Annotated in this window: 12 protein-coding genes, 1 tRNA gene and 1 other RNA gene; 9 read left to right on the top strand and 5 right to left on the bottom strand. The window is 48.9% G+C overall.

The genetic code is table 11. From position 1 onward, the window contains the following. Positions 1-8: 8 nt before the first annotated feature. The gene (aceE, locus tag FQV43_RS07320; protein WP_146339750.1) at positions 9-2,747 is read right to left on the bottom strand and encodes a pyruvate dehydrogenase (acetyl-transferring), homodimeric type; all 2,739 of its coding nucleotides are present in this window, start codon (positions 2,745-2,747) and stop codon (positions 9-11) included. A 263-nt stretch (positions 2,748-3,010) separates the two neighbouring features. Between aceE and FQV43_RS07315 the strand changes: the two genes are divergently transcribed. The 3 genes from FQV43_RS07315 (at position 3,011) to cbiB (ending at position 4,613) form a co-directional block, all read left to right on the top strand. Then, positions 3,011-3,445 (top strand): DUF3052 domain-containing protein, encoded by a 435-nt coding sequence (locus FQV43_RS07315; RefSeq protein WP_144273462.1) that lies wholly within the window; start codon positions 3,011-3,013, stop codon positions 3,443-3,445. Between the two features lie 86 nt (positions 3,446-3,531). After that, positions 3,532-3,607 (top strand) — tRNA-Val (locus tag FQV43_RS07310). Positions 3,608-3,677: 70 nt separating this feature from the next. Then, positions 3,678-4,613, top strand: a complete 936-nt coding sequence (cbiB, locus tag FQV43_RS07305; protein ID WP_146339748.1) for an adenosylcobinamide-phosphate synthase CbiB — start codon at positions 3,678-3,680, stop codon at positions 4,611-4,613. Here the strand turns inward: cbiB and FQV43_RS07300 are convergent. The 3 genes from FQV43_RS07300 to FQV43_RS07290 all read right to left on the bottom strand — a co-directional run bounded on the left by FQV43_RS07300 (position 4,542) and on the right by FQV43_RS07290 (position 6,936). Continuing rightward, entirely contained in the window at positions 4,542-5,477 is a 936-nt protein-coding gene (locus FQV43_RS07300; RefSeq protein ID WP_144273269.1) for an SURF1 family protein, read from the bottom strand. The two genes, cbiB and FQV43_RS07300, sit on opposite strands and share 72 nt — an antisense overlap. 46 nt (positions 5,478-5,523) lie before the next feature. Further along, entirely contained in the window at positions 5,524-6,378 is an 855-nt protein-coding gene (gene zupT, locus FQV43_RS07295; protein WP_146339746.1) for a zinc transporter ZupT, read from the bottom strand. 90 nt (positions 6,379-6,468) lie between these two features. Next, a complete protein-coding gene (locus tag FQV43_RS07290; RefSeq protein WP_144273267.1) occupies positions 6,469-6,936 on the bottom strand; it encodes a low molecular weight protein-tyrosine-phosphatase in 468 nt (155 codons plus the stop codon). Positions 6,937-7,015: 79 nt separating this feature from the next. Here FQV43_RS07290 and cobC point away from each other — a divergent pair, with 79 nt between their 5' ends. The 5 genes from cobC to rnpB all read left to right on the top strand — a co-directional run bounded on the left by cobC (position 7,016) and on the right by rnpB (position 11,764). Continuing rightward, positions 7,016-8,107 carry an Rv2231c family pyridoxal phosphate-dependent protein CobC gene (gene cobC / locus FQV43_RS07285; protein ID WP_146339744.1) on the top strand — a complete coding sequence of 364 codons (1,092 nt, stop codon included), beginning with the start codon at positions 7,016-7,018 and terminating at the stop codon, positions 8,105-8,107. A 14-nt stretch (positions 8,108-8,121) separates the two neighbouring features. After that, positions 8,122-9,276, top strand: a complete 1,155-nt coding sequence (locus FQV43_RS07280; protein ID WP_146339742.1) for a Nif3-like dinuclear metal center hexameric protein — start codon at positions 8,122-8,124, stop codon at positions 9,274-9,276. Between the two features lie 22 nt (positions 9,277-9,298). After that, positions 9,299-10,012 (top strand): zinc ribbon domain-containing protein, encoded by a 714-nt coding sequence (locus tag FQV43_RS07275; RefSeq protein ID WP_146339740.1) that lies wholly within the window; start codon positions 9,299-9,301, stop codon positions 10,010-10,012. Between the two features lie 30 nt (positions 10,013-10,042). Next, entirely contained in the window at positions 10,043-11,281 is a 1,239-nt protein-coding gene (locus tag FQV43_RS07270; RefSeq protein WP_146339738.1) for a bifunctional RNase H/acid phosphatase, read from the top strand. A gap of 80 nt (positions 11,282-11,361) precedes the next feature. After that, positions 11,362-11,764, top strand: an RNA gene (gene rnpB / locus FQV43_RS07265) — RNase P RNA component class A. Positions 11,765-11,831: 67 nt separating this feature from the next. On the opposite strand, the gene FQV43_RS07260 is transcribed toward rnpB, so the two are convergent. Further along, positions 11,832-13,085, bottom strand: coding sequence for a galactokinase family protein (locus FQV43_RS07260; RefSeq protein ID WP_168195065.1), 1,254 nt, complete (start codon positions 13,083-13,085; stop codon positions 11,832-11,834). 418 nt (positions 13,086-13,503) lie between these two features. Here FQV43_RS07260 and FQV43_RS07255 point away from each other — a divergent pair, with 418 nt between their 5' ends. After that, a complete protein-coding gene (locus FQV43_RS07255; protein WP_246846887.1) occupies positions 13,504-13,713 on the top strand; it encodes a hypothetical protein in 210 nt (69 codons plus the stop codon). The last annotated feature ends 28 nt before the right edge of the window (positions 13,714-13,741 follow it).

Genomic DNA, 13,741 nt, shown 5'->3' with positions numbered 1-13,741 from the left:
GCCATAGATTATGCTTTGGTTGGGTCGTTCAAGTTGAACTTTTCTGCTGCCTGGGCAACAATTTTGCGCTCAACTTTGCCTTGGCGTGCCAGTGCTGCCAAAGCGGCAACCACAACGGATTCAGCGTCAATGTTGAAGAATCGTCGTGCAGCAGGGCGAGTATCGGAGAATCCAAAGCCATCTGCGCCCAAGGTGGTGTAATCACCTGGGACAAAGCGTCGGATTTGCTCTTGGAGGTCAGATGCGAAGTCGGAAACTGCAATGTATGGGCCAGCAGCCTTCTTCAACTGAGTTGTCGCAAATGCTTCTGCTACCTCAGCTTCTGGGTGGCGCAATTGCTCGAGTTCTTTCTTGCGTCCTTCACGAGCAAGCTCAACCCAAGAAGTCACCGAGAATACATTGGCACCAATGTTGTATTCGTCGCGCAAAATATCACGTGCGCGCAATGCTTGCTGCATACCGATACCAGAACCAAGCAATGATACTTCAAGCTCAGTGCCAGTTTCTGCCTTTTCGTAAAGGTAAATACCTTTGTGGAGCCCTTCAACATCGAGGTTTTCTGGCTCTGCTGGCTGAGGAATCGGCTCATTGTAAATGGTGAGGTAGTACATGATGTTCTCGCCACCATCTTTGCCGTACATACGATCAATGCCTCGATGGATGAGGTGAGCGATCTCATAAGCAAAGGCAGGGTCATAAGAAACCATTGCAGGGTTAGTGGATGCCAAAATTTGGGAATGACCATCCATGTGCTGCAAACCTTCACCTGTTAAGGTGGTGCGTCCTGCAGTAGCGCCAAGTATAAAGCCACGAGCCATTTGGTCGCCTGCTGCCCAGAAAGAATCGCCTGTGCGCTGGAAACCAAACATGGAGTAGAAGATATAAATTGGAATCATTGGTTCGCCATGCGTTGCATACGCTGTACCAGCTGCAATGAATGCTGCGCTAGAACCTGCTTCATTGATACCCTCGTGCATGATCTGACCATCTGTTGCTTCACGATAGGACAGCATGAGGTCATGGTCCACCGGCACATAGTTTTGACCATGTGGGTTATAGATTTTCAGCGTTGGGAACCAGGAGTCCATACCAAAGGTACGAGCCTCGTCAGGAATAATAGGCACAATGCGCTTGCCCAATTCCTTATCGCGCATAAGCTCCTTGAACGCGCGCACAATAGCCATGGTGGTGGCAACTTCTTGCTTACCAGATCCCTTGCGGATACTACGCAGTTTATCCAGACCCGGTAATTCTAGTGGCGTGTAGTTTTCCCGACGCTCTGGCAAGAAACCACCAAGAGCTTTACGACGCTCCAGCAAGTATTTAATTTCTGGCGAGTCTTCACCTGGGTGGTAGTAAGGTGGCAAATAAGGATCTTTTTCTAATTGTTCATCAGAAATAGGAATGCCCTGCTTATCGCGGAATTTCTTGAGATCCTCGAGGGTGAGTTTCTTCATCTGGTGCGTTGCATTGCGTCCCTCGAAGTTATGACCAAGACCATAACCTTTAATGGTGTGCGCCAAGATAACAGTAGGGCGATCCTTGGTTTCTAGGGCACGCTTATAAGCTGCGTAAATCTTGCGGTAATCGTGTCCACCGCGAGGAAGTTTCCAGATTTCCTCATCGGTCCAATCTGCTACGAGTTTTGCAGTACGTGGATCGCGGTTGAAGAAGTGCTCACGCACATACTTTCCGTCATTGGCCTTGAAGGTCTGGAAATCCCCATCAGGAGTGGTATTCATCAACTCAACGAGGGCACCGTCTTTGTCAGCCTCGAATAGCTGATCCCATTCGCGACCCCATACCACTTTGATAACTGACCAACCAGCTCCACGGAAGAAAGACTCAAGCTCTTGGATGATCTTGGTATTACCACGAACCGGACCGTCGAGACGCTGCAAGTTACAGTTGATGACAAAGGTGAGGTTGTCGAGGTTGTTCAGCGCTGCCATTTGGATAAGACCGCGTGATTCTGGCTCGTCCATCTCACCATCGCCAAGGAAAGCCCAAACGTGCTGCTGAGAAGTATCTTTGATACCGCGATTATGCAGGTAACGGTTAAAACGTGCCTGATAAATAGCGTCCATTGGGCCAAGACCCATAGAAACGGTAGGGAACTCCCAGAAGTCTCTCATGCCATGTGGGTGAGGATAAGAAGGCAAACCGCCTTGTGGGCGCGATACTTCCTGACGGAATCCGTCGAGGTCGTCCTCAGTGAGGCGTCCTTCAAGGAAAGCACGAGCGTACATACCAGGAGAAGCGTGACCCTGGAAGAAAATTTGGTCACCGCCACCTGGATGATCTTTACCGCGGAAGAAGTGGTTGAAGCCAACCTCATAGAGTGGAGCTGCACCAGCATATGTCGAAATATGCCCGCCGACGCCAATCCCAGGGCGTTGAGCGCGGTGCACCATAATCGCTGCATTCCAACGAATCCAACGGCGGTAGCGCTTTTCCATCTCCTCGTCACCAGGGAAATCTGGTTCCATGCTGGTAGGGATGGTGTTCACATAGTCAGTGGAGGTGAGCGGAGGCAAAGCTACTCGCTGTGCTGAGGCACGTTCTAGTAGACGCAGCATGATAAAACGTGCTCGTTCTGGACTTGAGTCTGCCAACATTCCGTCGAGAGAATCGATCCATTCATTTGTTTCTTCTGGATCGGCGTCGTTGAGATAAGACGCAACACCATCGCGGATCATCGCAAAATTAGTGTCCTCAGCGTGCTTTCCCTGAGTTGGGTCCGCCATTCCACACCTCCAAGTGAGAGTTCATGATTGTGTAATCACAATGAGATTTATATGTGCATGTATGTGCATAAAAAGGCACACATTACGTTTTCTAGAATACGCCAGTTGCGGTTGCTTTGCTCATGGTCAAACCCAATTAGGGGACAGTGGATATTTCTTGAACTGTTCTACGAACTATTCTGCGGTCTAATTTTTTCTAAAAATTAAGAAAATAACCCCAGAAAATGAGAGAAAATCACAGAATGGGAGTATTGTTCCTAGTGATGAACGAAACAGTATCGAAGGAGAAAAAAGCCGCAGTAACTCCTGCGGATCATGCACGCCGTTTAGGTTTTACAGACGGCATGGTGGTGCAAGAAATTGGCTGGGATGAAGATTGCTACTCTGAGCTAAGCGAAGCAATCGAAGACATCATCGGTGAAGAACTCTTAGACGAGGACACAGATGAGGTATGTGACGCCGTTTTGCTCTGGTGGCGCGAAGAAGATGGTGACCTAGTAGACGGCCTCGTCGACGTTATTCGTCCGTTGGCTGGTAATGGTCGCATCTGGCTATTGACTCCTGGTGCTGGGAAACCGGGTTCATTAGAGCCAGGCCTTATTGCAGAATCCGCACAGTTGGCTGGATTGGTGCAAACTAAAGCAGAACGCTTAGGAGCATGGCAAGGCTCATGCCTTGTACCCAGCGGAAACAAGTGAATTTTCTTTATTTCACTACTGTGTGTTAAGCTTTACGACGTTGCTAAGAGAGCTGCTGAGATGTTCAGTAAGTTTCTCAGCATACTGCGCCTTTAGCTCAGCTGGGAGAGCAGCTGGTTTACACCCAGCAGGTCGGCGGTTCGATCCCGTCAGGGCGCACCACAAAAAGCACTTTCCAAAGGGAAGTGCTTTTATTTTTATATAGCCTATACCCTTAAAATGCGGGGGTCATATGTTTCGTGGTCTATTGGCCGGAGTAATTGCCGACAGAATTATTGGCGATCCAGGAGGGCGGCTCCATCCCGTTGCCTTATTTGGTTCCTATGCCGCGCAGATGGAAAAAATCTGTTATCGCCCCACCAAAGCAGCAGGAGCAACATATGTATGTGCGTGCATTTTGCCGCCTACATTGGTGGTTGCGCTGTGGGCAAAGAAAAGACCACAATTGGCACTTGCGTTGGGATTATGGTCAAGTCTTGGTGGAACAACACTAGAAAAAATAGGTCAGCGGGTGCATGAGGAACTAGCACAAGACAATATAACAGCAGCACGTGCGCTTATTCCTTGGTTGTGTTCTCGTGATCCAGAGGCATTGGATCGCGCGGGTATCATTCGCGCCACTGTGGAGTCTTTAGCAGAAAACACTTCCGACGCAGCGATCGCTCCGTTATTCTTTGCAGCCTGCGGTCGTTATGCCGCAGTAGCAGTAGTCGTGCACCGGCTTGCTAATACTCTTGACGCAATGGTGGGGTATCGCAGCCAACGCTATGCACAATTTGGTTATGCAGCAGCAAAACTTGACGATGTATTAGCGTTTATTCCTGCCCGTATTACAGCATTGAGCCACCTTGCCTATGGGTGGGTGCACGGCAATGCACGTCGGGTGCTTGGTGCATGGCGTACAGATGCTGCCGCACATCCTAGCCCCAATGCTGGTGTGGTTGAGGCAACGGCTGCTGGTGCACTTGGCGTGCAATTGGGTGGGAAAACTCAATATGCACATGGGGTAGAACAGCGCCCAACATTAGGTAGCGGAAACCCACCACAGATACATCATATTCAGCAGGCAGTGGCGTTATCCCGGTGGGATCAACGCCTAGTAACGATTACGCTTGTTTCGATAATGATCGGGGCGCGTATTACCATAGCGGCTACGCGTCGGAAGTGATTGCTGTTGGGCGGACTCACTAGGGAGTGAGGGTTTCGTGTCAGCATTGTGGTCTTGAGCAGTAGGCGCGCTAAGCATTTCTGCTTCTTCTTCGCGCACGCGTCTGCGTTCGCGTAGCTCAGAGTACACCATATAGCCCAAGCCCAGCGGTGCCATAATGCCAAAAGCAATCCATTGGAAACCATAAGACAAATGATTCCCTCGATCTAACTTTGGCACTGGTATTGGATTAAGTCCACCAGCTGAATCCTCAGAAAGCTGCAAGTAGTCTGTGCCCAGGCTTACCCCGATGAGTTCGGAAATTTGTTGAGTGTTAATACCATAAACTTGCTGGTAGCCACCGTCATTCATGGGATTGGTAGCTGGTTTTTGTTCATTGAGACGGGCATTGGCAGTGATCGTCATCTCGGCACTAGGAGGGGTGGGGATATCTGGTTTTTCACTTGCCTTAGTGGGAACCCAACCGCGATTAATGAGCATGACAGTGCCGTCGTCAAGCTGAAAAGGAACAAGAGATTGATAAGAAGGACCAGATTCTACCGGGCGTAATCGAAGCAACACTTCTTTATCGCTCAAAAATCTGCCGCGAATAGTCACACGCATCCATTCTTGCCCGTCTTTGACACTGCCATCATTAGTGAATACCGCGGTGAACGGTTGCGGGTCTGTTTTATAAGCCTTCTCGACGTGCTCATTACGCGATACAATTGCCTCATCCTTGCCCAGCTGCCACGGTGACAACACAGTCAGCGCAGCATAGGAAAAGGCAATAACTAAAAGGAAAGTAATAACCCACCCCGGGTGTAGAAAAGTTTTCCACCAAGGTTGTGTAGCATCTGTGTGCTTTTTTCGCTGCTTAGCCATGATGTCTTAAGAATACACCTCAGAGATTGACTGCTGCACCCAGCTCTTATACCGCGTGGGTATGGTGGAACAATAATAACGACAACGCCATAATGGCCATGCCCAGGATGACACCATAGATCGCTGTGTGCTGCTTATTGGTTGATAGAGCAGCCGGGAGTAATTTATCGAGACTAATAAAAACCATAACGCCGGCAACACAAGCAAAAATGATACCGAGTGCCATGCCATTCATAAAAGGCATAAGGAACAATAAACAAACAAGAGCACCGAGTGGTTCAGTAAGACCAGAGATAAGCGTCCACAATAGTGCCTTCTTTTTAGAACTGGTGGCTTCTCTAATCGGAACCCCTACTGCGATTCCTTCTGGGATATTGTGTATGGCAATTGCACATACCACCGGGAGTGCGATAGAGGCTTGTGCAGTACCGGCCACAAAAGAAGCAGCACCTTCAGGGAAATTATGAATCATAAGCGCAAGAGCAGCCATAGAACCTGTTTTCATCATTGCTTGTTGATGTTGGCGTGCCGCTTTATCTGACATATCATGCTCAGACACGTGCATGGGTTCTGGAATAAGACGATCGATGAGTGCAATCGCTGCCATACTTAAGAAAAACACAGAAACTGCTATCCATGAAGCAGTGTGCGCTGCATGGTCTGCATGCCCTGCATGATCGTGACTATGACTGGTGAGCGATTCAATGCTTTCAGGCAGTAGCTCAATAAAAGAGACATAAAGCATGACACCAGCAGACAAGCCCATTGTTCCTGCCAAAAAATGCGGACCAGGGTTTTTCTTTGCAATGGCAATCAACCCACCAATTCCTGTGGCAAGTCCGGCGAAAACAGTCAATGCAAAGGCAAAAAGCACTGTCGAAACAGAATAATCAGTAATCATATTTATTTAACAAACAACCTAGAAAAGAGTAAAAATACCTAACAACTATCACTGTAGATTAGTTGTCAAATTACAAGGTCATTGCAGTTTCTACCCCTTATATTCTGCAGAAATATGCGCAATTATTCCTGGAATGGCAGCCTCGACCTGAGCTAAGGTGAGTGCAAAATCATCCAGCGAGCCATAATAAGGATCAGCCACGTCAAGATCGCCGTCTGCTGCAGGATCGAAACTACGCAGCAAACGGATCTTTTCTGGTGCAACGCCAAGCGCTTGTAACTCACGCACATGCCCACTATCAAGAGCAATGAATAAATCAGCTGATTGATGTGACGCACCAAATTGTGCAGCCCTATGTGCGGAACCATCATAACCAGCAGTTTCTAATGTGCGAAGCGCACGCGAATCAGCTGGTTGCCCGCTATGCCAACCACCAATCCCACAGGAAGAAACCATAACCTCAGCCATAGTGCTCTTGCGTAAATGCTGTGTTAGTACCACATCAGCAATAGGGGAACGACAGATATTGCCAGTACATACAAAAACCACATGGTACATTTATGTTTCTCCTTAAAATTTTATGAGCAACCGCCGGGAAAGAACTCTAGCTACATACACTGCTATATACAATAGGCGAGTGACGGTTCCACCACCTCCTACCAGAGTACGAATACACGGCGACGAAGATGCCAGAGGCGCAACGCTGAACTTTAGCGTCAATGTGTTAGATAATATGCCCCCAACCTGGCTTCAAGAAAGCCTGGCCAAACATATTCCCACCTTGTCCGCGTATCCCGACGCGCGCCTTGCCCAAAAAGTACGCACATCTATTGCCCAGTATCACAATGTGCACCCAGAAAACGTGCTGCTACTCAATGGAGCAGCAGAAGGTTTTTCCCTCTTGCCGCGCCTGGCACAAAAACCAGCAATTATTCACCCTGGTTTTAGCGAACCAGAGCTTATTTTCCATGAGAGTGGCGTCGAGAGCGATCGGATTATTCTCCAAGAACCTTTTAAGGACTTAGGTGATATTTCCGAGCAGCTACAACACAATGACAATGACCTGGTCATTATCGGCAATCCGACAAACCCTACAGGGGTTCTCCATGACCGAGAAAACATAGCTGAGCTTGCCACTCATACCAGGGTAGGAACTCAGCAGAAACCTCTGCTCGTCGTCGACGAAGCATTTTTGGATATTGTTCCAAATGGAGAATCCTATAGCATGGCGGCAGCTATTTCCTCAGGTGAAGAGCATATTATTGTGCTGCGTAGCCTTACGAAAACCTGGGGATTAGCCGGCTTGCGCATAGGCTACGCACTGGCCAGTACCAAACTCATTGCCCAACTAGAACGCGGCAGAATGCACTGGCCCCTGGGGAGTATGCAATTAGCGGCTGCGGCAGCAGTATATGAACGTGGCATCACACAATTACCGCAATTGCAGCAACAGGTCGCCAAACAACGAGAAGCCATGCAACACAGCTTATCGACGGCAGGCTTTCGCCTTGCAAGTGATTCCCTAGCACCATTCTTATTGGTAAAAGTACCCCATCCTCATCCAGAACCTATCCGACAAGCACTTTTGCAAAGAGGAATAGCAATTAGGCGCTGCGATACCTTCCCCGGCCTTGGCGTAACGTATTGGCGACTCGCTGTGCGAGAGCAATCCCAAGTCAAGGCATTCTTGGCGGCTTTTGCCGAAGAGAGCCAAAGAATAGTTCACTAACAGGTACACTGATAATGGTGAATACCACTGTAGAAGACGTCAGAAAAGTAATGGATAATGCCTATCCGCCGTATTTGGCGCAAAGCTGGGATCAAGTTGGTTTAGTGTGCGGTGATCCCGCTGCAGAAGTGTCGAAAATTGTCCTAGCCCTAGATTGCACTCAGGAAGTTGCCCAAGCAGCAGTGGACCAAGGCGCTGATATGCTTATCACACACCATCCGTTGCTTTTGCGAGGCGTAAGCTCAGTAGCAGCCGATACCCCCAAAGGTGCGATTATCCATCAACTCATTCGCTCAGGTGTGGCATTATTTAGCGCGCACACTAATGCAGATTCCGCGCGCCCCGGCGTGAACGACAAACTAGCAGAGCTTGTGGGCATTAGCTCTGGTCGACCGATTCAACCCCATGCTGAATCCTTAGATAAATGGGGCGTATATGTTCCTGCTGCGGACGTCGACAAGCTCAAAGAACAAGTCTTTGCGGCAGGTGCAGGAAAGATAGGAAACTACAGTGAGTGTAGTTTTGAGACACCTGGAACAGGGCAATTTCGCCCACAATCCGGTGCTCAACCAGCACAAGGCACAGTGGGAGAACTAGAACGCGTTGCTGAGATTCGGGTGGAATTTGTGGCTAAACCACAAGATCGGCAACGGATTATGACAGCATTGCGTGCCGCACATCCTTATGAGGAACCTGCCTACGACGTTGTGGCATTGCACGATACTCAGGAGCTGGAACACGCTTATGGGCTAGGGCGCGTTGGGCAATTGCCGCAGCCTATGCGTTTGCGTGACTTTGTGCAACAGGTCGCCAACGCACTGCCAACTACCACGTGGGGAGTACGTGCCGCAGGTGATCCGGATGCAATGGTGCAGACCATAGCAGTATCCTCTGGAGCTGGTGATAGTTTCTTGGACGCAGTACGTGGACTAGGCGTTGATGTATATGTCACCTCAGATTTACGCCACCACCCAGTTGATGAGTCATTGCGTGCTGGCGGACCATTCATTATTGATACTGCGCATTGGGCAAGTGAGTTTCCTTGGACTGAGCAAGCGGCACAGATTCTGCGAGAACAATTGCCTGAGGTAAGCGTCGAAGTGCTTGATATTCGTACTGATCCGTGGACTATTTCTGCACATTCAGCGTATTCGATACCGGAAAGATAATGAGGAAAGTAGAGGAAAACATATGAAACTATCGCCACAACAGCAAGAAGAACTTTTAGAACTGGCAACGCTCAGTCGTGCTCTAAAACATAATTCTCATATTGAGCCAGAACCAAGCGAAGAACATAAAGAACTAGCTCGGCTCGTTGATGAACGAGAAAGAATGGCGCAAGCTGCATCCTCTGCACAATTAGCTGTGGATGATATGGAATTAGAGATTGCGCGCATTCAGGCTGATGAGACAAAGCTGCGGCGTCGAGAAGCTGATGATAAACGACAACTTGGCGCAAGTATCGACAGGGAAACCCGTAAAGATTTAGAGCATGACCTCTACTCGGTAAAGTCGCGCATTGCAGATTTAATGTCTGAGTTGCAAGAAGCACACAATCAGATTCATGCACTGCGCAATAATGTGGCTGTGCATGGGGCGCATTTATCAGAGTTGGATCGCAAAATTGAGCTTGCCAGCCGTGCTGCCGACGCAGCGCCAACGGCTTGGAGCTTACAAGAAAAACATGAGCGCATTGCGCATTTGCGTGCGACATTACCCCACGATAGTGTTGCTCTTTTTGATCAGAGTTTTGCGGAAAATGGGGTGGGGGTAGCAAAGTTTAATGGACGCAGTTGTAGTGGGTGCTTTATTACATTGCCTCCAGTAGAGATTGCTAAAATTCGCCAAACGCCAGCTGATGAGCTTGCGCAATGCCCTGATTGTAATAGTTATTTAGTGCGCTAAAAATCGCTGAAGAATCAAGGACACACAATTATGGCAGAGATTATCCTCGAAACAGATGGTGGTTCGCGTGGTAACCCCGGCATAGCTGGTGCAGGTAGCGTTGTTATTGATGCTGCTAGTGGCGTAGTAGTGGAAAAAATAGCCTATGTGGTGGGGGAAGCTACTAACAATGTTGCTGAGTATTATGGGTTGCTCAATGGGTTAGCTGCGGCACAGCGTCATGGTGCCACGGTGGTTCATGTGAAAATGGATTCTAAGCTGGTGGTAGAACAAATGACCGGCAGATGGAAAATCAAGCACCCTGATATGCAACAGCTTGCATTGCAATGCAAAAAAATAGCTAACTCATTTTCCACAGTGACGTATTCGTGGATTCCGCGTAAAGAAAATGCGCGTGCGGACGAACTGGCCAACCAAGCTATGGACGCCTTAGCGGCAGGAGCGCCGATTGGGGTGCTGGGTAGTGGTAACAGTGCTACAGGCGGTGCTGATACTGCTGATACTGGTGCGCGTGGTGCTGACGCTGCTGGTGCTGCTGAATCAGTGAGCCAGAATGAGACGTGGCATGGTGCGTGTACCCAGCCCACGCGTTTTATCTTATTGAGGCATGGACAAACGGCGATGTCGGCGGCAAAGCAATATAGCGGACACAGTGATCCAGAATTAACACAGTTGGGTCTGCAACAAGCCCAAGCAGCAGCACAATGGTTGGTGCAGCGTAGTGCTATCGCACGTAATAGTGTGTTGGGCAGTGCAGATCCTGTTTGTGCTGTGGGAGATCTGGGCGTGATTGATGCGGTAATTTCTTCTCCACTACAGCGAGCACAACAGACTGCAACTATTGTCGCGCAGGAACTAGGACTCAACCTTAAAACTGAGCCAGGGTTAAAAGAGATGAACTTTGGGGCTTGGGAGGGGTTGAGTTTTAACCAGGTGCGTGACCAATATCCTAAGTTGCATAGTCAGTGGCTTATTGATTCAACAGTAGTGCCACCTGCAGGAGAATCTTTGGATATGGTAGCGCAGCGAGTGGCAGACACAATGACGCAACTAAAGCAGAAATATGCAGGTAAAACTGTGGTTTTGGTAAGTCATGTGACACCAATTAAATCAGTTGTGCGTAGTGTCTTGGGGGCACCAGCCGACGTGTTCCATCGACTTCATCTTGATCTGGCAGCAATCTCTATTGTTGATTTTTATGCTGATGGGCCAATGTGTATGCGCCTATTTAATGGTGTTGATCATCTCAAAAACTTATCAAGTGCTTAGCGTTTGCGCGTGTGTTTATCTGTGTATTGTCACTATTTGTGCTTTTGTACTTGGCATGGAGTAGAGTGTGAAAGCGCGATTGAGTTTTCCAGGCGATCGCGGTGAAATGTACCGAGGTCTATATTTTATTGGCTTGCTGGCGTTTTATCGAGGAAAGTCCGGACTCCACAGAGTGCGGTGGTTGCTAACGGCAACCCGGAGCAATCCGCGGGCAAGTGCCACAGAGAGAAGACCGCCCAGTAATGGGTAAGGGTGAAAGGGTGCGGTAAGAGCGCACCAGCATGGTAGGTGACTATCGTGGCTAGGTAAACCCCACCGGGAGCAAGGTAAGAAGATACGCATTAAGCGTATCTGCGCGGACGCTTGAAGGCTACTCGCTTGATGTTCGCGGGTGACTGCTTGAGGCGAACTTCGTTCGTCCAGATGGATGATCGCCACCGTGACATAACGGTACAGAATCCGGCTTATCGGAAAACTCTTTCGCCTCTACTTTTTATCATTGGGGATAACAGGGATGGATATACAGGTATGGGCGTAGCCACGCCATGTGTTATTCCTTAAAATGAATGCTTGCTGCCTCACCAGCACTTAACGGAATGATGATTGCGTCTTTCGCATCACACGCATCCAGAAATTCCTCAGCGTTATTCTCTGAAACAATTGCCAAAATCGCACCAGAGACACCGGCACTAAGACTACGTGCGCTCAGTGCATTGTGTTGGCGAGCAAAAGCATGAAGAGCAGTGTCGATATTGGTAAGACCATAGAGTTGTTGAGTATTGAATTGTGAACGTTCTAGCAGTGGGAAAAGCTCAGTGTGTCGTCGGGAGCGAATTGCTTGCGCTGCCTGGATGACGTCTTGAGTTTCTTGATGAAGAAACGACAACCAATTACTTGCGTCTGCAATGCTTGGCATACCGTCATGACCATTGACCTCATGAACCGCACGCAGCCAATCAATTACTCGCGACGGCGCCTCAGGGAGCAAAAACAAAGTTTCTGCACCAAACGCGCGGGTTGCCTGCTCGATGAAAGCATTGCGTTGCGCTACTGCTTGCTCACAAAGAGCAGCCGTATCTTTGGTGCGTGGAACAAGAAAGAATCCCGCTGTTTGAGTTGCAGCTCCAACGGGGTGAGATGCTTGGGTGATGGAGCCATCGGCATAGTTGATGACATTGATTGCACTGCCATGACCACGCATGATGGTGCTATACCTGGATCGGGACGCAGGTACTTCGCTATAGGTGTTTGCTGCTTGAAAACATACGTCAGCAATTTTTGCTTTGGTTGGGGCGGAATCAGTGTCTTCGATATTGCGAGCAACTGCCAGTGCCGTTGCTACATCGACGGCGGCACGATACCCTAGGCCTTCGTCGTGAGGAATGGTGCCGAGGATTGTGATGTCGAACCCGGTGGTGTCCCGGGAAAGTAATTGGCGCTGAGTCATGGTAAAAATTACGCCGCAGAGGCGGTCAGCAGTATTTTTATCAGCTTGCGCAGCACTGATCTGAGTAATGTTTGATAAATTGCTGTGCCATTGCTGTGTATGTGGAGTTTGAGTCTGAGGATCCACAAAGACCTCATGCACGTTGATACTTGTGTCTTTGCGCGGCGAAATTGCGACGGCAAGCCTAAGGTGCGATAGGCCTGTGAGCACCATGCCGCCATAATGATCAGTGTGTTCGCCCATGAGGGAATAAGAAGCAGGGGCAGTAGCAGCAGCTGTTGGCTGCCCAAATTTTTCTCGATGAACACGTACTGCATAATCGGTGAGATCAAACTCGACGACCTGCCACACTGTCATGGACACTCCTTGTATTAAAAAGTTATTCATGTGCACGCGACAGCCTACCGACGTATATCGAGCGTATATCGAGTCTGTCGATGAGGAAAACTGGCTCAATGATGGTGCGTGCACTGGGCATTGATATTTTATTTTTTAATCCTTTTATTACCTTTTATACCTTAGCGCCTGACTATGCGTCATATGAAAGTCATGTGACAAGCTCAGATGATAAGCCCAGATAACAAACAACGTGCGCGCTAAGACTTACCGGCTTGGGTATGCTGGGACGTGATATGCGTATTAGCGCACTGCATTGGTGTGCAGCATTGTTGTTGTTGCTGCACTTCTATGTACTGTGGTGATAAGCCGCATGAGGAAACATACTTGGAAGAATATGTCGACCGAGAGGCGACTGTGACTAGAGGCGTAGAAAGGCATGATGATGTTTGATCATGACACTGACCCCGATGAATTGTGGTACTACAATCAAAAAACTGGACAAGCAGAACAAGGACGTGTTTCTGGTTTTTCCCAGCGACTTGGACCATACAAAACTCGTGAAGAGGCAGAGCACGCTCTAGAGATTGCTCGGCAACGCACAATCATTGCTGATCAACAAGATGAAGCAGACAATGAACAGTGGTAGTAGGGATAGCTCGTGGTACTAGACCGCG

Source organism: Corynebacterium sp. sy039, from assembly GCF_007904105.1.
Taxonomy (GTDB): domain Bacteria; phylum Actinomycetota; class Actinomycetes; order Mycobacteriales; family Mycobacteriaceae; genus Corynebacterium.
Note: the sequence above shows the minus strand (reverse complement) of the source record. Positions and strands in the feature narration are given on the sequence as shown.

Coding starts and splice junctions, on each gene's coding strand:
- FQV43_RS07300 (WP_144273269.1), bottom strand. CDS start 5,477: ATGGCTAAGCAGCGAAAAAAGCACACAGATGCTACACAACCTTGGTGG.
- FQV43_RS07315 (WP_144273462.1), top strand. CDS start 3,011: ATGAACGAAACAGTATCGAAGGAGAAAAAAGCCGCAGTAACTCCTGCG.
- FQV43_RS07280 (WP_146339742.1), top strand. CDS start 8,122: ATGGTGAATACCACTGTAGAAGACGTCAGAAAAGTAATGGATAATGCC.
- FQV43_RS07255 (WP_246846887.1), top strand. CDS start 13,504: ATGATGATGTTTGATCATGACACTGACCCCGATGAATTGTGGTACTAC.
- zupT (WP_146339746.1), bottom strand. CDS start 6,378: ATGATTACTGATTATTCTGTTTCGACAGTGCTTTTTGCCTTTGCATTG.
- FQV43_RS07290 (WP_144273267.1), bottom strand. CDS start 6,936: ATGTACCATGTGGTTTTTGTATGTACTGGCAATATCTGTCGTTCCCCT.
- FQV43_RS07270 (WP_146339738.1), top strand. CDS start 10,043: ATGGCAGAGATTATCCTCGAAACAGATGGTGGTTCGCGTGGTAACCCC.
- FQV43_RS07260 (WP_168195065.1), bottom strand. CDS start 13,085: ATGACAGTGTGGCAGGTCGTCGAGTTTGATCTCACCGATTATGCAGTA.
- cbiB (WP_146339748.1), top strand. CDS start 3,678: ATGTTTCGTGGTCTATTGGCCGGAGTAATTGCCGACAGAATTATTGGC.
- aceE (WP_146339750.1), bottom strand. CDS start 2,747: ATGGCGGACCCAACTCAGGGAAAGCACGCTGAGGACACTAATTTTGCG.
- FQV43_RS07275 (WP_146339740.1), top strand. CDS start 9,299: ATGAAACTATCGCCACAACAGCAAGAAGAACTTTTAGAACTGGCAACG.